We start from the raw sequence: 15,841 nt of genomic DNA, 5'->3' as shown, positions 1-15,841 counted from the left end.
CCGTGGTCGCCCCGTTCCGCAGCCGACCGCTCGCGCTGGCCCTCGCTGTCGCTGTCGGCGACAGGCCTGATTCTCCACGTTCGCCCGCCGACTCCCGCCACGCCTGCAGGGCACGCGCGGTCCCGTCCCACGACACCCACTCGACACGACAGCACCCATGCTCGACACGCTACACCGAATCCGCCGAACCGTCCACGAGGACGTCCGCACCGCCAAGGAGAACGACCCGGCCGCCCGCTCGACCGCGGAGGTACTGCTCTACGCCGGCCTCCACGCCGTCTGGTTCTACCGGGTGACCCACGCCATCGCCCGGCGTGGCCACCCGCTGGCCGCCCGCGCCCTCTCGCAGGTCGCCCGGTTCCTCACCGGGGTCGAGATACACCCGGCGGCCGAGATCGGCCGCCGGCTGTTCGTCGACCACGGGATGGGCGTCGTCGTCGGTGAGACTGCCGAGGTGGGCGACGACGTGGTACTCTACCACGGTGTCACCCTCGGTGGCACCTCGATGGCACGCGAGAAGCGCCACCCGACGCTCGGCGACGGCGTGACCGTGGGGGCCAACGCGACCCTACTGGGCCCCATCACCGTCGGTGAGGGCGCGACGGTCGGTGCCGGCGCCGTCGTCACGAGGGACGTCCCGGCCGGCGCGACGGTGGTCGGGAACCCCGCCAGTCGCGTCGACGAGCGGCCCGACTCGGAAGCGGGCGGCGAGGAGGACGAGGAGCGAGAAGGCCACCTCTCCGACGGTACCGCCAGGGTGCACTGACGGGCGGTGGTCAAGCGGCGAGGCCGGAAGGTACCCACCCCACCCCACTCCACCCGTCGTGTAGTGTGTGCACACGACCCGAAGATTTAGGTGTGAGACGCGGCCTCTGACACCGGATGCGCGACGCACGAGGTGTCCACCGGTGGTACTGACGCCGCCGTCGGTGGACCACGACCGACTCCGGCAGGCCGTCCACCGCTCGGTGACGGCCGAGTTCGCCGCCGCCAGCGAGGGACGGCCGGTCGTCTACCCGCTGACACCCTTCTACGACGAGGGACGCGAGTGCGTGGTGGTCACCTCGCCGCCGGCGTACGCCGGGAAGGTCGAGCACGTCCGCGAGAACCCGGCCGTGGCGCTCCTGCTGCACGGTGGGTCGGGCGGCCCGTCGCTGCTCGTTCGGGGGACGGCGACGGTGGACGACGCGGACGTTCGTGCGAACGCCGAGTACGTCGCCGGCCTCATCGCCGACGAACCGGACGGGGAGAAACGCCGGGCGTTCACGGAGAACGGCGTCCTCGAGTCCCGCCTCGGCCGCCTGTTGATGGACTGGTACCTCCTCCGCGTCGTGGTCCGCATCGACCCCACCGGTGTCGAGGAGGTAACGCCTGCCCCCACGGCCCCCGCGGTCCCGGCGTGGCCCGTGGTCGAACTCGGGGCGACAGAGGCCGGCAAACACGACCGGGCGGTGCTCGGGGTCTGCGGGCGCGACGGCCCCACGCCGGTCCCACTCCGAGGGTTCGAGGTCCCCGGGGACGTGGCGACCCTCGACCCGGTCGCGCCCGTCCCGGCGAGTGAGGGCGACCCGGCCTGTCTCCTCCTCCACTGGCACACCCCTGACGTGCGACAGCTCGGACAGCGCGTGGTCAGGGGTCGCGTCGTCGGCGTGTCTGGCGACCGCGTGCGACTCCGCGCCGGCAGCCACTTCTCGATGCGCCGGGAGACCCGGCTCGACGTGCTGCGGTCGGTGGTGGAGGGCAAGCGTCGGACCCGCGAGTACTTCGGCGAGTCCGGACTCACCGGGTGGTTCTTCTAGTCCACGGAGCGCCAGAGGTAGAGCGAGGCGTAGGTGCGGTGTGGCGCCCAGCGCTCGGCGGTCTCGACCATCGCGGCGCGGTCGGACTGGTCCAGTTCGAACAGCGCGGCCATCGCCTTGCGGATGCCGAGGTCACCGACTGGGAACACGTCCTCTCGTCCGAGGACGAACATCAGGAAGATGCGGGCGGTCCAGTCGCCGACGCCGACGATGTCGGTCAGGTCGTCGACCACCTCCTCGTCCGTGAACGAGGCGTAGCGAGCGGGGTCGACCTTCCCCGACTCGTAGGCTTCGGCGACGTTCCGGACGTACCGGACCTTCTGACTCGACAGCCCGACCTCGCGGAGGGCCGACTCGTCGGCCCCGAGTATCGTCCGGGGGGTGACCTCGAAGCGGTCGAACAGTCGCTCGCGGATGGCTGCGGCCGACTGCGTCGAGAGCTGCTGGTTCACGATAGCGACGACGAACCGGGCGAACGGGTCCGCGGCCGGTTCGACCGTCACGGGACCGTGCGCCTCGACCACCGGGCCGAGGTGCGGGTCGGCCCGGAGCCGTTCGACGGGGTCGGTCGGACCGTCGGTCACGCGGTCCCCTCCGTGAACCGCTCGGGGAGGTGCGAGACCAGCCGCGGCGGCAGGAGGGGGACGAGCCGCTCGGCGGCCGTCGCCACGGACTTTCGGGCGAGCGCCCACCCCATCGAGACGACGACCAGTCCGAGCGCGATGCCGTCGAGCGGCGCGGGCCCCGCGACGACCGCCGGGACCGCGAGGGTGCCGGCGAGCAACACGTCCTCCGGGGCACCGTCGTAGCGGATCCAGCGGCGCGGTGCCAGCCACCGTTCGTTGAAGTGGTCGTACACCGCGCGGTCGGAGGTCCCCTCCCACGGCCGGAGTTCGAGGCCGCCGCCGAACGCGTCCATCACGGAGTGGAGGGCGGCACCGAGCAGGAACCACGCCAGCGCGAGCGTGGCGACGGTGCCGACGACCGCCAGCGAGGCGAACGCCCCGGCCGCGGCCAGTGGGTAGTAGACGGGGTAGTGGAGGGTCCGACGGTGCCCGGCGTAGAGGTCGAGGTCGGGGAACAGCCCCCCGAACGCGGCCGCCGCCATCGCCACCGGCGCCTGGTCCGGAGCGACGAGGAGGGTCACGCTGGCGACTGCGAGGCCGGCCAGCGCGTGCGTCGTTGCCATCATCGACCCACAGTATGGTACTGCACTATTTCCCCGTTACGTGCGAATCGTTGACTGACCTCGTGGCGGTGACGGAGACTTATACCGTCTCGCCGCCTCCTTCCGATATGCCGCGGCTCCCCACGCTCCCGGACCGGTACGGCAGAGCGACCACCCGGCTGCTCCAGGGAGCCATCGTCGTCATCCTCCTGTTCGGGGTGTGGGTCCGCAACCCCTCTATCGTCGTCAACGGGGTGCTAGCGCTCGGGGTGACGTTCTTGCCCGCGATGCTCGAACGCGACTACCGCATCTCCGCGAGTCCGTGGCTGGTCGCGTTCATCACTGCCGCCGTCTTCCTCCACTCGCTCGGGATGGTCGGCCTCTACGACGGGCTCTGGTGGTTCGACCACCTCACGCACACGCTCTCGGCGAGTATCGTCGCTGGTGTCGGCTACGCCGCGGTGAAGGCCATCGACGAGTACAGCGACGCCGTCAGGCTCACACCACGGTTCCTCTTCGTCCTCGTCCTCACCGTGACGCTCGCGCTCGGGGTGCTCTGGGAGGTGCTCGAGTTCTCGCTGCGCGTCCTCGCCCGGGCGCTCGGGATGGCCCCCGTCCTCATCCAGTACGGCGTGGAGGACACGCTCGCGGACCTCCTGTTCGACCTCGTGGGCGGGCTGGTCGCCGCGCTGTTCGGGACCGGTGTGTACGACGAGGTGGCAGAGACGTTCAGAGAGCGGCTGGAGGACTACCGCGAACAGCGGTTCGAGGCGCTGCGCGAGGGATCGCGGGAGGAGGCTGCCGGCCTCGTCAGCCTCGCCACCGTGGTCCGCGACACGCGCCAGAACGCACAGCTCGCGTGGGGCCTCGTCGTCCTGCTGGTCGGGCTGGTCGTGGTCGAACTCCTCTCCGGGTCGGCGCTGCGCGGGACGTTCACGGCCGCCGTCGTCGTCCTCGCGGTGTTGCCGCCGGCCGTCTACCGTTCCTCGCGTGTGATGCTGCCGTGGTGGCTGCTCGTCCTCGTCGCCGTCCCCGGTGTCGTCTACGAGTTCGCGGGTCCCGGCCCGCTCTCGGAGTTCGCCACCCACGTCGCCGTGGCCGCCGTGGCGCTCGTGGTCGCCGTCGAACTCCAGTTGTTCACGAGCGTCCAGATGAGCCCCCGGTTCGCCGTGGGGTTCGTCGTCGTCACGACGATGGCGGCCGAGGGGCTGTGGGCGCTGGTCCGGTGGGCGTCGGACCTGTGGCTGGGGACGTCGTTCCTGCTGGGTGCCGGGCCCGAACTCGTCGTCGAGGAGGCGTTGATGTGGGGATTCGTCTACTCCACCGCGGCGGGCCTGCTGGCTGGCCTCGCGTTCGAGTGGGGGTTCCGCCGCCGGGCGGCCCGGGCGCCCGTCCCTCGCGAGCGCGCCGGCCCCGGCGGGTCGGGCGGGTCCTGACCCGACCGCCGGCCGTCTACTCCTCTTCCTCGGCCGCCTCTTCCAGCGGCCGCTGGGTCCCGTCCTCCGCGCGCCGGCGCACGTCGACGTGGTAGTGCTGGAGGATGTCGCGGCCGAGCAGGATGGGGTAGTCCATGTGCGAGCGGTCCTCGACGCTCGCGGTGACGGTGTGCTGCGTGCCGCCGATGCCGACCACGAGGTCGACGACGGGCCGCGAGCGGCCGGACTTCAGGCTCCCCGACTTGATCTTCACGATGTCCTTGATGGGGCCGGTCCCGATTTCGGCGGCGAGCCGCGCGTCGATGGAGGTCCGGGTCGCCCCCGTGTCGGACTTGGCCTTGATAGTCCGCTGGCCCTTCGTCCCGGCGACGACCACCTCCTCGATGTAGCCCACGACGACCGGCTCGGTCGGCGTGTCGCTGGCCGTACGGGGCGTACAGGCGGGCGTGGAGTCGTCGAGCGACGCCGACAGCTCGTACACCTTCTCCTCGGCCACCTCGCCGCCGGCCTGCTCGATGGCGAGCTGGGCGATGTGCGGGGCGGGCGAGCGCCCGGTCGCCTGGAACAGTCCCTTGAACCCGGCCGTGGGGTTCACCTCGAGGACGTAGTAGCCGTCCTCCCCCTCGATGATGTCGACGCCCGCGTAGTCCAGCCCGACGACGTCGGCCGCGCGCGTCGCCATGTCGCGGACCTCCCGCGAGAGGTTCTCCGTCGCGTCCTCCACGTCGCCGCCGAGGGCGACGTTCGTCCGCCACTCGCCCTCCGGGGCGTAGCGGTTCATCGCGCCGACGACGCGTCCGCCCACCGTGTAGACCCGGAGGTCTGAGTGGCGCTCGGCGTCGTGTTCGAGGTATCGCTGGAGGAACGCCTGCCGGGAGCCGACCATCGGGTTCACCTGCCCGTCGGCGTCGATCTTCCAGGTCCCGCCGCCGTGGGTCCCGATGGCGGTCTTGTAGACGACCTCCTCGCCGTACTCGTCGAGGCGGTCGTTCAACAGGTCCTTCGAGAGCGCGAGCAGGGCGTCGGGGACGGGGACGCCGGCCTCGGCGAGCGCCGTCGCGGACGCGAACTTGTGCATCGCGGTCATGGTCTCCGTCGGGTGGTTCAACATCGGCCGCAGGCGGTCGAGCATCGTCGCCAGCCCCAGCGCCTCGGCCGGCTGCTCCTCCTTCGAGAGCAACAGCCGGTTGACGATGATGTCGACGTCTGGTTCGAGCGTCACCTCGCCGTCCTGTATCTCGACGACGGTGTTCTCCGAGCGCAGCCACGCCGTGTCGTGGCCGAGGTCGTCCACCGCGTTCAGGATGGCCTTCGATTCCTTCGAGACGTGGAGACTCAACACCCCGACAGTGACCGGGTCGTTCATAACAGGCGTGGGGATAGCGGGGGCAAAACGCTGACGATGGACCGAACGGGTCTGTGAGGGGCTGACTCACGCGGGCCTCCACCCGCTTCTGCACGCTTTTATGCCCCCACCGTCTGGGTGGGGGCATGACCGACACTCCCGGCGACGCGTTCACGTACGACGGTGGCCGGGTCGACCCCGGCGAGACCCAGAACATCCGCTACGGGGTCAGCGAGACGTACCTCGGCGACCCGATCAAGATCCCCGTCACCATCGTCAACGGCGAGCATCCGGGCCCCACCATCTTCCTCTCGGCCGCGGCCCACGGCGACGAACTCAACGGCATCGAGGTCGTCCGCGAGGTGGCCCACGAGTGGGACCACTCGGACCTCCACGGCACTCTCGTCTGTCTCCCGGTGCTGAACGTCCCCGGCTTCATCGCCCAGCAACGCTACCTCCCCATCTACGACCGGGACCTGAACCGCTCGTTCCCCGGCGACGAGACGTCGACGAGCGCGAAACGCATCGCCGCCCGCGTCTTCCGGAACTTCATCGCCCCGTGTGACATCGGGCTGGACTTCCACACCTCCACGCGGGGCCGGACGAACATGCTCCACGTGCGGGCCGACATGGAGGACGAACCCGTCGCGCGGGTGGCCAACGCGTTCGCGTCGAACGTCATCATCGCGGGCGAGGGGCCGGAGGGGACGCTCCGGCAGGAAGCCTCGAACGCCGGGACGCCGACCATCACCATCGAGATGGGCGAGGCCCACCGGTTCCAGCGTGACCTCATCGACGAGGCACTCTCCGGCGTGCTCTCGGTGTTCGCCGAGTTCGGCGTCCGTCCCGCGGAGTCCGTCCAGTGGCCGGGGTGGCGGACCGTCATCGGGGGCTGGGACGAGAAGACGTGGCTCCGGGCGGACGTGGGTGGGCTCGTCGAGATGCACCACGACGTGGGGTCGCTCGTGTACGAGGGTGACCGCATCTGTACCATCACGAACCCGTTCAAGACGGACTCGGACGTGGTGGAGGCACCCTTCACCGGGTTGCTGGTGGGGACCCTCGAGAACCCACTCGTGTATCCGGGGAACCCGATGTGTCACCTCGTGAAACTGGACGTTCGGACCCGGCGGGCGCTGGAACACGAGCAGGCGGCCGACGACCGGCCCTGAGCGGGACGAGGAGGAGCCTGCGTGCCCGGCGGAGGGGTCAGGACCGGCCCCGGAACTCCCGGTAAGCGCCGGCCGTCGTGGCCGTGGCTTTAGTAACTTCTATTTGTGTGTGCTCCGCACACTCCAACGTAATGAGCCAATCGTACGACCGGGGTCTCATCGAGGACTTCGGCCGCTGGAAGGAGTTCTCCGCCGGCATGTGGGCGTGGGTACTCCACAAGTTCAGCGGCTGGGTGCTCATCGGCTACCTGTTCACGCACATCGCCGTGCTGAGCACGGCGACCGTCGATGGGGCCACCTACACCAACACTCTCCAGGGACTGGAGGAACTCGTCGTGGTCCGGTTCCTGGAGGTGGGGCTGTTGGCGGTGGCGGTGTTCCACATCCTGAACGGACTCCGTCTCCTCTTCGTGGACCTCGGTATCGGGCTGGAATCGCAGGACCGTTCGTTCTACGCGTCGCTCGTCCTCACCGCGGCCATCGTGGTCGCGAGCGTGCCGACGTTCCTCGAGGGGGTGTTCTGAGATGGCGGACTACTACTCCTCGTTCGAGCCGAAGGGGACCCGCTGGCTGCTCCAGCGACTCACCGCGGCGTTCCTCGTCGTGGTGCTGGCGTTCCACTTCATGCTGCTGCACTTCGTGAACCACGCCGCGGACATCACGTTCATGGGGACGAACCTCCGGATGCAGCAGGCCGGCTACTTCCTCACGATGGTACTGTTCCTCGTGACGGCCACGTTCCACGGAGTCAACGGGGTCTACAACGCCCTCGTGAACCAGGGCATCTCGGGCGCACCGAAGACCGTCGTGAAGTACGGTCTCGCGCTGGGTGGGGTCGTCCTCGTCGCACAGGGCATCCGCGTCGCACTCGCCATGGCAGGGATACTATGAGCACGCAAGTCACCGAACAGGAACAGGAGGAACAGGAGACGGTCGAGGAGGCCGTCGAACAGACCGAAGCCGTCGGCGCGGCGCGGGCCGCGCAGGTCGACTACGGCTTCATGGAGGAGAAGGCCGAGCAGGAGGTCCGCGACGCCGAGACCACGGTGAAACTGAAGGTCTTCCGTTACGACCCGGAGGTCGCCGGCAAGAAGGAACCCCGGTTCGATACGTTCACCGTCCCGTTCCACAAGGGGATGACCGTGCTGGACGCGCTGATGTACGCGCGCGACCACTACGACTCCTCGCTCACGTTCCGGCACTCCTGCCGACAGGCCGTCTGTGGCTCGGACGCGCTGTTCGTCAACGGACGCCAGCGACTGGGCTGCAAGACACAGCTCGCCGACCTCGACGACAGCGAGGGGCCGCCGGGCACCGTCACCATCGAGCCGCTGCCCCACTCGGACGTCGTGAAGGACCTGGTCGTCGACATGCAGCACTTCTACGACCAGATGGAGGCGGTCGAGCCGTACTTCCAGACCGACGAGTACCCGAAGGGCGAACTGGAGGAGCAGCGCCAGACCCGCGAGAACCGCGAGAAGATCAAGATGTCCACGCGCTGCATCTGGTGTAGCGCGTGCATGTCCTCGTGTAACATCGCGGCGGGGGACAACGAGTACCTCGGGCCGGCGGCCATCAACAAGGCCTACCGGTTCGCGATGGACGAGCGCGAGGGCGAGGCCCAGAAGCAGCGTCGCCTCGAGATAATCGAGCAGGAACACGGCGTCTGGCGGTGCCAGACCCAGTTCTCCTGTACGGAGGTCTGTCCGAAGGACATCCCGCTGACCGAACACATACAGGAGCTCAAGCGCGAGGCGGTCAAGAGCAACCTGAAGTTCTGGTGAGCGACGACCCCCGATAGCCTCCCCGAAAGACAGCCTCAAGTAACACAAATCCTAACACGAGACAACGATAGAATGCACGAACACGACGTCATAGTGGTCGGCGCCGGCGGCGCCGGTCTCAGAGCGGCCATCGCAGCACACGAGGAGGGTGCGGACGTGGCCCTCGTCACGAAACTCCACCCGGTCCGAAGCCACACGGGCGCGGCGGAGGGCGGCATCAACGCCGCGCTCCGTGACGGCGACGACTGGACGGACCACGCGTACGACACGATGAAGGGGTCGGACTACCTCGGCGACGCCCCCGCCATCGAGACACTCTGTAGCACCTCGCCAGAGGAGGTCATCCAGCTCGAACACTGGGGGATGCCGTTCTCCCGAGAGGACGACGGGCGCGTCAGCCAGCGCCCGTTCGGCGGCCTCTCGTTCCCGCGGACGACCTACGCCGGTGCCGAGACCGGTCACCACCTGCTCCACACGATGTACGAGCAGGTCGTCAAGCGGGGTATCAAGGTCTACGACGAGTTCTACGTCTCCCAGCTCGCCGTCACGGACCACGACGACCCCGAGGACCGCGAGTGCCACGGCGTCGTCGCCTACGACATCCGTAGCGGCGACGTGGTCGGCTTCCACGCCCGCAACGGCGTCGTCCTCGCCACGGGTGGCGACGGTCAGGTCTACGACCACACGACGAACGCCGTCGCCAACACCGGTGACGGCCCGGCGATGGCCTACCGCGCCGGCGCGCCGGTCGAGGACATGGAGTTCGTCCAGTTCCACCCGACCACGCTCCCGTCCACGGGGGTCCTCATCTCCGAGGGGGTCCGTGGCGAGGGGGGTATCCTCTACAACAAGGAGGGCGAGCGGTTCATGTTCGAGTACGGCTACGCGAACAACGCCGGCGAACTCGCCTCGCGCGACGTCGTCTCCCGTGCCGAACTCACCGAGGTCAACGAGGGCCGCGGCATCGAGGACGAGTACGTCTACCTCGACATGCGCCACCTCGGCGACGAGCGCATCGTCGACCGCCTGGAGAACATAATCCACCTCGCGGAGGACTTCGAGGGGGTCAACCCGCTCGAGGAGCCGATGCCGGTCAAGCCCGGTCAGCACTACCACATGGGCGGCATCGAGACGAACGAGAACGGGGAGACCTGCATCTCGGGGCTCTACGCCGCTGGTGAGTGTGCCTGCGTGAGTGTCCACGGCTCGAACCGGCTGGGCGGCAACGCGCTGCCGGAGCTCATCGTCTTCGGCGCCCGCGCGGGCTACCACGCCGCGGGGCGTGACCTCGGCGAGGCGCAGATTCCGACCGGCCCGAGCGCCGGCACAGAGGACGAGACGGGGCTCGACACGCCCGTCTCGCCCGGTGCCCTCGACAGCCCGGACGAGGACGTGGCCGCCGACGGCGCGATGGTCGACCCCGGCGCGGTCGTCGAGAGCGCCGTCGAGCGCGAGCGCACCCGGATGACCGAGATGCTGGAGAACGACGGCCGGAACCACGCGGAGGTCCGCCAGAAGCTCCAGAAGGCGATGACGGAGAACGTCAACGTGTTCCGGCGCGAGCAGAACCTGAAGAAGGCGCTGGAGATCATCCGCGAGTGCCGCGAGGAGTACCAGGACGTCGCCGTCAGTGACCCCTCGCGCACCTACAACACGGACCTCATCCACACTATCGAGACGCGGAACCTCATCGACATCGCGGAGACCATCACGCTCGGCGCGCTGGCCCGCGACGAGTTCCGCGGCGCCCACTGGCGGGAGGCCCACCAGGAGCGCAAGGACGAGACGTGGCTCAAGCACACGATGATCTCGTGGAACGATGGCCAGCCGAAGCTCTACTACAAGCCGGTCATCCTCGAGGGGGAGGAGAAGACGTACGAGCCGAAGGTCCGTTCCTACTGACCCTTTTTGTCGTCGGGTGCGCCTGCGGCGCACCGCTCTCTGCTCGCGGGCGCGCAGCGCCCGCTCGCACGGCACGAGGCGGCGGAGCCGCCTCGTTGCTCGAAAAACGTTCATGAAAAAGGCGCTTCTCGCGCCTGCGGCGCTCGAAGCGGGTGAGCGTTCTGGACCTTTACACCACAGCTACAGCCCCGCTCAGCCCAGCCCCAGCGCCCCGAGCAGGTCGAAACTCCGCCCCGACCACTCGACGAGTTTGAAGCCGGCGTAGATGCCGACGATACCGAGGACGCCGGCGATGCTCGGCGGGGCCGGGATGGGGATCTCGAGGTAGGCGAACAGCGCGCCCGTGAGGAGGCCGGTCAGGAACGCGAGGACGGTGACGACGTTGCTCATGCCGACGGGAGTGTGCAGTGCGGAGGCAAAAACGGACCGGGACGTCGCGAAGGTTCAAATCCCGTGCCGGGACCAGACGGCGCGTGCGCTGAGAGCGGCCGTCGGGCGTCTCGCGGGAGCGCGGTCAGCGTCCGATGGAGCGGTCGACCGCCTGTTCGCGATCGATAGCCGGTAGCGATATCCCTGCCCGCCGTGACCGGATGGTGTATGCAAGCAGTCGTGCTCGCGGCCGGCGAGGGGACCCGGATGCGGCCACTGACCGAGACGGTACCGAAGCCGATGCTCCCCGTGGCCGACCGGCCGCTCGTGGCCCACACCGTCGACGGGGCCGTCGACGCAGGGGCCGACGAACTCGTCTTCGTCGTGGGCTACGAGGCCGACGCCGTCCGCGAGTACTTCGGGAGCGAGTACCGCGGGGTCCCCGTCGAGTACGCCGTCCAGGAGGAGCAACTCGGCACCGCCCACGCCGTCGACGCCGCCACCGGGTACCTCGACGGCGACTTCGTCGTCATGAACGGTGACGACCTCTACGACCAGGGGAGCATCGAGGCGCTGTTCGACACCTGCCCCTCGCTCGGCGCGTACCAGGTCGACGACCCGCGGCCCTACGGTGTCTTCTCGCTCGAGGGCGACCGGGTCGTGGACGTGGTCGAGAAGCCCGCTGACCCGCCCAGCGACCGCGTCAACGTCGGGGCGTACCACTTTCCCGCCGAGGCCCGCGAGTGGGTCGGCGAGGTCGAGAAGTCCGAACGTGGCGAGTACGAGATCACCGACGTGGTCGAGCGGCTGGTCGCGGAGCGCGAGGTCAGCGCCGTCCCCGTCGAGCGGTGGATGGGGGTGGGCAGGCCGTGGGAACTCCTCGAGGCCAACGAGTGGAAACTGGGCGAACTGGAGCGACGGGTCGACGGTGCGGTGAAGGGCGACGCCGACCTGCGCGGCGACGTGGTCGTCGAGGAGGGTGCCACCGTCGAACCGGGCGTCGTCGTCGAGGGACCGGCGCTGATCCGGGCGGGTGCAGACGTCGGCCCGAACGCCTACCTCCGGGGGGCGACCCTGCTGGCCGAGGACGTCCACGTCGGCCACGGCGTCGAGGTGAAGAACAGCGTCGTGATGGCGGGGTCGAACGTCCCCCACCTGACCTACCTCGGGGACTCGGTGCTCGGGCCAGGCGTGAACCTCGGGGCCGGGACCCAGATCGCCAACCTGCGTCACGACGGCGCGGCCGTGAAGATGACGGTGAAGGGCGACCGGGTCTCGACGGGCCGCCGGAAGATGGGCCTCGTCGCCGGCCCGGATGCGAAGACGGGCGTGAACGCGAGCCTCGACCCCGGTGTCGTCCTCTCAGCCGGTGCGCGCGTCCTCCCGGGCGAGCGTGTCTCTCGCGACCGCTGACGGGTCACGGTGGAGGTATTCCCGGTATGGTCGGTCTTATGACGGGGGGCACCGAACCTCGGGCGCATGAGTCTCGAGAAACCCGACCTCTCCGGGAGCACGGCGTTCATCACGGGGACCACCCGCGGCATCGGCAAGCACCTCGCGTTGGCGCTGGCCGAGCAGGGCTGTAACATCGTCTCGACCGGCAAGACCAGCGAGGAGAACGACTACGGCGAGGAGCGTGACCTCGAGGGGACCATCGAGCAGACCGCCCGCGAGGCCGAGGCACTCGGCGTCGACGCACTCCCCATCGAACTGAACCTCCGCGAGGACGAGAGCGTCGAGGCGGCGTTCGAGGAGGCCGTCGACCACTTCGGCGAGGTGAACATCGTCGTCAACAACGCCTCGGCCATCCAGCCGGTGAACGTCGAGGACCTCCCACCGAACCGGTTCGACCTGCTGACCGACGTGAACGTGCGAGGCACCTACATCACCTCGTACACGTTCCTCGACCACCTGAAGGAGGTCGACGACGCGTGGCTCCTGACGAACGCGCCGCCGGTGAAGGTGGACCGCGCTCCGGGGCACGCCCCCTACGCCTGGACGAAGCTCGGGATGTCGTTCATCACGCTCTCGCTGGCCGACGAACTCGCGGCGTGGGACGTGGGCTGTAACACGTTCTGGCCCGTGACGGCCATCGACACTCGCGCGACGCGTTACTTCGGCCTGGGTACGGAGGACGACTGGCGCCACCCGGAGATCCTGTCCGACACCGTCCTCGAGATGCTGTCGCGCGACCCCGCCGAGTTCACCGGGAACGCGGTGCTCGACGAGGACTTCCTGCGGGAGAACGGCGTCACCGACTTCTCGGAGTACAACCTCACCGAGGGGGACCCGGCCCCGATGTCGGTCCAGATGTTCGACCCCGAGTACCGCCGGAGCGAGTAGGGACCGGCCGGCAAGATAGCCCACGAACGGGAGGGGCTAAGTGGGCCGCTGCGCCACTGTTCTGTAATGGTAGACCCGACTTCGGACCTCGGTGAGGACGTCACCGAGGCCGACGCGCCGAGGTGTTCGGCCTGCGACCGACCGATCGTACACAGCCCCAGCCACAGGGTGCTGACGTGGGTCGAGGACGACCACGTCCAGAGCGCGCACTTCTGTGACGAAGACTGTCGCGCCGACTGGGACGGTCGCTGAGACCCGAGTCTAGCGCCACGGCCACGAGTTCTGAGAGAACCGCAGAGGGCGTGCCAGACAGGAACCGTGCTCTCTCCCTACCCAAGGTGACAGTCGGTACCGCCGTGCACGCCAGCTACACTACGCGCTCGACGGTACTAAACTCTGTGAATCGTTCACACGGGGAGTTCAGAGCAGCGACTGGCCGAGGAAGATGGCGCTGAGGTTGTTCGCGAACACGGCGAGTCCCGCGAACAGCAACAGACCGAGCCACACCTCGACGACGAGCGAGAACTCGGACTGGTAGCGCTCCGGGGTCCGTTCGAGCATCTGGACGAGTGCGTAGAAGAACGCGACGACGGACACGACGGCGGCGAGGTTCAGGACCAGCAGCGTCCCCAGTCCACGTTCGAGCGCCCAGCGCATCAGCGGGTTCGCCTCCGCGGCCGTGCCGAGGACACTCGCGGCGAACAGCGTCGTCAGCATATCCACCGTCACCAGCAGGAACAGCGCCCACGCCACCCAGCTCCAGTACTCCATGATGCGATCCGGACCGATGGGTCCCCGGTACCGGGGCGTGGGTGTCGGTGCCATACCCGTTCGTGGCATCGTCACAGAAAAAGCGTATCGTCGCCCTCAGCCAAGGGACCGGCGAGATATGCCGGCTGGTCCCCCGCTTATGCGCGGGCCGCTCTACCATCCTCCCATGTCAGACGAGGAGATAGACACGCCGGTCAGCGAGGTCATGACGACACCCGTCCAGACGGTGGCGGCGGAGACGACCGTCGCCGAGGCGGCACGGACGCTCGCGGCGGCAGGTATCGGGTCGCTGATCGTGGGTGAGGACCGCATCGAGGGCATCGTCACGGAGTCGGACGTCGTCGAGAGCGTCGCGGACGCCCGCGACCCCGCCGAGACGACCGTGGCCGAACTGATGACCGACCCCGTGGTCACCATCGGTCCGGACGAGACGGTCCGCGTCGCGGGCGAGCGGATGGGTCACAACGGCGTGAAGAAACTACCCGTCGCCGAGGAGGGCCGCGCCGTCGGCATCATCACCACCACCGACCTCGCGCTGTACCTGCCGCGCTACCAGGTGGGGATGACCGCCCAGCCCGAACCGGACATGAGCAAGGGCGAGTTCGAGTGAGCTACCGGTCGGCGAAGAAGAACAGCTGGTAGAGCACGTACGTCCCGAGCGGGACGACGAGGACGGACAGCACGGAGGCGAGCAGCACGGCGCCCACCGCGTCGACGTCGAACCCGCCGACGGCCACCGTCCCCGACGGGAGTGCGGGCAGCCCGAGCGCGAGGCCGACGACCACGCCCACGCCGATGGCGATGGAGACGCCGAACGCGTCGGGTCCCCGGTCTACCTTCGACCCACTCCGGCTCACCGCCCGCTCGTACGGGGAGTCGTCCCCGGTCATCCTGTCGCCTCCAGTATCGCGGTCACTCCGGGGGCGACACCCGCGGCGACGAGCACCGCCAGCGCCAGCACGCGGTACACCTCCGTCTCGACGCTCCCGCGGGTGAGCGCGGCCACGGCGACGAGCGAGAGGACGAGTCGGGGGACGACGAGCAGCCAGCCCACGCCGAGCAGTTCGGGGCTCCCGACGGTCCCGGCGATGGCGAAGGCGACCTCGACGCTCGGCCGGGTCACCTCGCGTCCGAGCCCGTCGACGAGGAGGGCGCTGGCGACCCCGTCGAACGTCTGGGCGAAGGCGACGAGGTAACCGGCGAGTCTGGCGCGAGCGAACCCCGGCGGGTCGACCAGCCCGAGACTCAGGTAGCCCACGCCGGAGAGCACCAGGGCCAGCGTGGGGACGCCGACGAGGACGAACGCATCACCTCGCTGGAACGAGAGCGTCGAGACGGTGACCACGCCCAGTCCGAGCGCGACGCCGGCACCGGACGCGGCGAGGTAGACGCCGCGTTCCTCACGGTCGCGGACGACGGCGAGGCCACGGAACAGGAGCCAGAGCCCCCCGGCGAGCGCGAACACCGTCGGCCCGACCAGCGTGCCGCCGAACAGGGGCTCGACGGTCGGTGGGTAGATGCCCTCCAGCGCGAGGTAGTGGGTGAACGCCGCGACACACGCCCACGGTGTGAACGCGACGGGCGTCGCCCGCGTCACCGGGGGCCGGAGCACGACGAGCAGCACGAGGACGAACGCGGCGGTGCCGAGCGACGCGAGCAGGTGTAACGGCGTCGGGTCGGCGAGTGGCATGGTCTAACGACTGCAGCCACGGAAAAAAAGGGTTTCGTGCCGGTCGAATCTCGAGTCGTCGA

19 protein-coding genes are annotated in these 15,841 nt (G+C 69.1%); 12 read left to right on the top strand and 7 right to left on the bottom strand.

Features of this window, described 5'->3' with window-relative positions:
* Positions 1 to 157 precede the first annotated feature (157 nt).
* Together cysE and N0B31_RS07350 are read left to right on the top strand one after the other, a co-directional pair.
* The gene (gene cysE / locus N0B31_RS07355; RefSeq protein WP_260595220.1) at positions 158 to 766 is read left to right on the top strand and encodes a serine O-acetyltransferase; all 609 of its coding nucleotides are present in this window, start codon (positions 158 to 160) and stop codon (positions 764 to 766) included.
* A 142-nt stretch (positions 767 to 908) separates the two neighbouring features.
* Positions 909 to 1,799, top strand: coding sequence for a pyridoxamine 5'-phosphate oxidase family protein (locus N0B31_RS07350; RefSeq protein ID WP_260595219.1), 891 nt, complete (start codon positions 909 to 911; stop codon positions 1,797 to 1,799).
* Here N0B31_RS07350 and N0B31_RS07345 read toward each other — a convergent pair.
* Positions 1,796 to 2,383 (bottom strand): DNA-3-methyladenine glycosylase family protein, encoded by a 588-nt coding sequence (locus tag N0B31_RS07345; RefSeq protein WP_260595218.1) that lies wholly within the window; start codon positions 2,381 to 2,383, stop codon positions 1,796 to 1,798. The two genes, N0B31_RS07350 and N0B31_RS07345, sit on opposite strands and share 4 nt — an antisense overlap.
* Positions 2,380 to 2,991, bottom strand: a complete 612-nt coding sequence (locus tag N0B31_RS07340) for a metal-dependent hydrolase (RefSeq protein ID WP_260595217.1) — start codon at positions 2,989 to 2,991, stop codon at positions 2,380 to 2,382. The genes N0B31_RS07345 and N0B31_RS07340 overlap by 4 nt, the downstream gene beginning before the upstream one ends.
* Before the next feature lie 104 nt (positions 2,992 to 3,095).
* On the opposite strand from N0B31_RS07340, the gene N0B31_RS07335 reads away from it, so the two are divergent.
* Entirely contained in the window at positions 3,096 to 4,403 is a 1,308-nt protein-coding gene (locus N0B31_RS07335; protein WP_260595216.1) for a DUF2238 domain-containing protein, read from the top strand.
* A gap of 16 nt (positions 4,404 to 4,419) precedes the next feature.
* On the opposite strand, the gene N0B31_RS07330 is transcribed toward N0B31_RS07335, so the two are convergent.
* Positions 4,420 to 5,769, bottom strand: coding sequence for a RimK family alpha-L-glutamate ligase (locus N0B31_RS07330; protein WP_260595215.1), 1,350 nt, complete (start codon positions 5,767 to 5,769; stop codon positions 4,420 to 4,422).
* 125 nt (positions 5,770 to 5,894) lie between these two features.
* Here N0B31_RS07330 and N0B31_RS07325 point away from each other — a divergent pair, with 125 nt between their 5' ends.
* From N0B31_RS07325 to N0B31_RS07305, 5 genes are all read left to right on the top strand, one after another.
* The gene (locus N0B31_RS07325; protein ID WP_260595214.1) at positions 5,895 to 6,920 is read left to right on the top strand and encodes a succinylglutamate desuccinylase/aspartoacylase family protein; all 1,026 of its coding nucleotides are present in this window, start codon (positions 5,895 to 5,897) and stop codon (positions 6,918 to 6,920) included.
* 131 nt (positions 6,921 to 7,051) lie between these two features.
* Positions 7,052 to 7,444, top strand: coding sequence for a succinate dehydrogenase, cytochrome b556 subunit (gene sdhC / locus N0B31_RS07320; protein WP_260595213.1), 393 nt, complete (start codon positions 7,052 to 7,054; stop codon positions 7,442 to 7,444).
* A 1-nt stretch (position 7,445) separates the two neighbouring features.
* Positions 7,446 to 7,811: a succinate dehydrogenase/fumarate reductase transmembrane subunit gene (locus N0B31_RS07315; RefSeq protein ID WP_260595212.1), complete on the top strand. Its 366-nt coding sequence runs from the start codon at positions 7,446 to 7,448 to the stop codon at positions 7,809 to 7,811.
* The gene (locus N0B31_RS07310; protein WP_260595211.1) at positions 7,808 to 8,704 is read left to right on the top strand and encodes a succinate dehydrogenase/fumarate reductase iron-sulfur subunit; all 897 of its coding nucleotides are present in this window, start codon (positions 7,808 to 7,810) and stop codon (positions 8,702 to 8,704) included. The genes N0B31_RS07315 and N0B31_RS07310 overlap by 4 nt, the downstream gene beginning before the upstream one ends.
* A gap of 72 nt (positions 8,705 to 8,776) precedes the next feature.
* Positions 8,777 to 10,606 carry an FAD-binding protein gene (locus tag N0B31_RS07305; protein ID WP_260595210.1) on the top strand — a complete coding sequence of 610 codons (1,830 nt, stop codon included), beginning with the start codon at positions 8,777 to 8,779 and terminating at the stop codon, positions 10,604 to 10,606.
* A gap of 192 nt (positions 10,607 to 10,798) precedes the next feature.
* Here N0B31_RS07305 and N0B31_RS07300 read toward each other — a convergent pair whose 3' ends face one another.
* Positions 10,799 to 10,996, bottom strand: a complete 198-nt coding sequence (locus N0B31_RS07300) for a XapX domain-containing protein (protein ID WP_260595209.1) — start codon at positions 10,994 to 10,996, stop codon at positions 10,799 to 10,801.
* Between the two features lie 207 nt (positions 10,997 to 11,203).
* Here N0B31_RS07300 and glmU point away from each other — a divergent pair, with 207 nt between their 5' ends.
* The 3 genes from glmU to N0B31_RS07285 all read left to right on the top strand — a co-directional run bounded on the left by glmU (position 11,204) and on the right by N0B31_RS07285 (position 13,570).
* Positions 11,204 to 12,388, top strand: coding sequence for a bifunctional sugar-1-phosphate nucleotidylyltransferase/acetyltransferase (gene glmU / locus N0B31_RS07295; protein ID WP_260595208.1), 1,185 nt, complete (start codon positions 11,204 to 11,206; stop codon positions 12,386 to 12,388).
* A gap of 66 nt (positions 12,389 to 12,454) precedes the next feature.
* Entirely contained in the window at positions 12,455 to 13,318 is an 864-nt protein-coding gene (locus N0B31_RS07290; protein ID WP_260595207.1) for an SDR family oxidoreductase, read from the top strand.
* A gap of 66 nt (positions 13,319 to 13,384) precedes the next feature.
* Complete coding sequence (locus tag N0B31_RS07285; protein ID WP_260595206.1) at positions 13,385 to 13,570, top strand: DUF7576 family protein; 186 nt, start codon at positions 13,385 to 13,387, stop codon at positions 13,568 to 13,570.
* A 168-nt stretch (positions 13,571 to 13,738) separates the two neighbouring features.
* Here N0B31_RS07285 and N0B31_RS07280 read toward each other — a convergent pair whose 3' ends face one another.
* On the bottom strand, positions 13,739 to 14,143 hold the full coding sequence (locus tag N0B31_RS07280; RefSeq protein ID WP_260595205.1) for a DUF5658 family protein: 405 nt from the start codon (positions 14,141 to 14,143) through the stop codon (positions 13,739 to 13,741).
* 112 nt (positions 14,144 to 14,255) lie between these two features.
* Between N0B31_RS07280 and N0B31_RS07275 the strand changes: the two genes are divergently transcribed.
* Complete coding sequence (locus tag N0B31_RS07275; protein WP_260595204.1) at positions 14,256 to 14,699, top strand: CBS domain-containing protein; 444 nt, start codon at positions 14,256 to 14,258, stop codon at positions 14,697 to 14,699.
* Position 14,700: 1 nt separating this feature from the next.
* On the opposite strand, the gene N0B31_RS07270 is transcribed toward N0B31_RS07275, so the two are convergent.
* Together N0B31_RS07270 and N0B31_RS07265 are read right to left on the bottom strand one after the other, a co-directional pair.
* Positions 14,701 to 14,979: a hypothetical protein gene (locus N0B31_RS07270; RefSeq protein WP_260595203.1), complete on the bottom strand. Its 279-nt coding sequence runs from the start codon at positions 14,977 to 14,979 to the stop codon at positions 14,701 to 14,703.
* Positions 14,976 to 15,779, bottom strand: coding sequence for a hypothetical protein (locus N0B31_RS07265; RefSeq protein ID WP_260595202.1), 804 nt, complete (start codon positions 15,777 to 15,779; stop codon positions 14,976 to 14,978). The genes N0B31_RS07270 and N0B31_RS07265 overlap by 4 nt, the downstream gene beginning before the upstream one ends.
* Positions 15,780 to 15,841 lie beyond the last annotated feature (62 nt).

This window comes from Salinirubellus salinus (genome assembly GCF_025231485.1).
Lineage (GTDB): Archaea > Halobacteriota > Halobacteria > Halobacteriales > Haloarculaceae > Salinirubellus > Salinirubellus salinus.
Note: the sequence above shows the minus strand (reverse complement) of the source record. Positions and strands in the feature narration are given on the sequence as shown.

Excerpts from the sequence above, each read along its gene's own strand:
- N0B31_RS07285 (WP_260595206.1), top strand. The coding sequence starts at position 13,385 with ATGGTAGACCCGACTTCGGACCTCGGTGAGGACGTCACCGAGGCCGAC.
- N0B31_RS07315 (WP_260595212.1), top strand. The coding sequence starts at position 7,446 with ATGGCGGACTACTACTCCTCGTTCGAGCCGAAGGGGACCCGCTGGCTG.
- N0B31_RS07265 (WP_260595202.1), bottom strand. The coding sequence starts at position 15,779 with ATGCCACTCGCCGACCCGACGCCGTTACACCTGCTCGCGTCGCTCGGC.
- N0B31_RS07305 (WP_260595210.1), top strand. The coding sequence starts at position 8,777 with ATGCACGAACACGACGTCATAGTGGTCGGCGCCGGCGGCGCCGGTCTC.
- N0B31_RS07290 (WP_260595207.1), top strand. The coding sequence starts at position 12,455 with ATGAGTCTCGAGAAACCCGACCTCTCCGGGAGCACGGCGTTCATCACG.
- N0B31_RS07340 (WP_260595217.1), bottom strand. The coding sequence starts at position 2,991 with ATGATGGCAACGACGCACGCGCTGGCCGGCCTCGCAGTCGCCAGCGTG.
- N0B31_RS07335 (WP_260595216.1), top strand. The coding sequence starts at position 3,096 with ATGCCGCGGCTCCCCACGCTCCCGGACCGGTACGGCAGAGCGACCACC.
- cysE (WP_260595220.1), top strand. The coding sequence starts at position 158 with ATGCTCGACACGCTACACCGAATCCGCCGAACCGTCCACGAGGACGTC.
- sdhC (WP_260595213.1), top strand. The coding sequence starts at position 7,052 with ATGAGCCAATCGTACGACCGGGGTCTCATCGAGGACTTCGGCCGCTGG.
- N0B31_RS07280 (WP_260595205.1), bottom strand. The coding sequence starts at position 14,143 with ATGGCACCGACACCCACGCCCCGGTACCGGGGACCCATCGGTCCGGAT.
- N0B31_RS07325 (WP_260595214.1), top strand. The coding sequence starts at position 5,895 with ATGACCGACACTCCCGGCGACGCGTTCACGTACGACGGTGGCCGGGTC.
- N0B31_RS07300 (WP_260595209.1), bottom strand. The coding sequence starts at position 10,996 with ATGAGCAACGTCGTCACCGTCCTCGCGTTCCTGACCGGCCTCCTCACG.
- N0B31_RS07330 (WP_260595215.1), bottom strand. The coding sequence starts at position 5,769 with ATGAACGACCCGGTCACTGTCGGGGTGTTGAGTCTCCACGTCTCGAAG.
- N0B31_RS07310 (WP_260595211.1), top strand. The coding sequence starts at position 7,808 with ATGAGCACGCAAGTCACCGAACAGGAACAGGAGGAACAGGAGACGGTC.
- N0B31_RS07270 (WP_260595203.1), bottom strand. The coding sequence starts at position 14,979 with ATGACCGGGGACGACTCCCCGTACGAGCGGGCGGTGAGCCGGAGTGGG.
- glmU (WP_260595208.1), top strand. The coding sequence starts at position 11,204 with ATGCAAGCAGTCGTGCTCGCGGCCGGCGAGGGGACCCGGATGCGGCCA.
- N0B31_RS07275 (WP_260595204.1), top strand. The coding sequence starts at position 14,256 with ATGTCAGACGAGGAGATAGACACGCCGGTCAGCGAGGTCATGACGACA.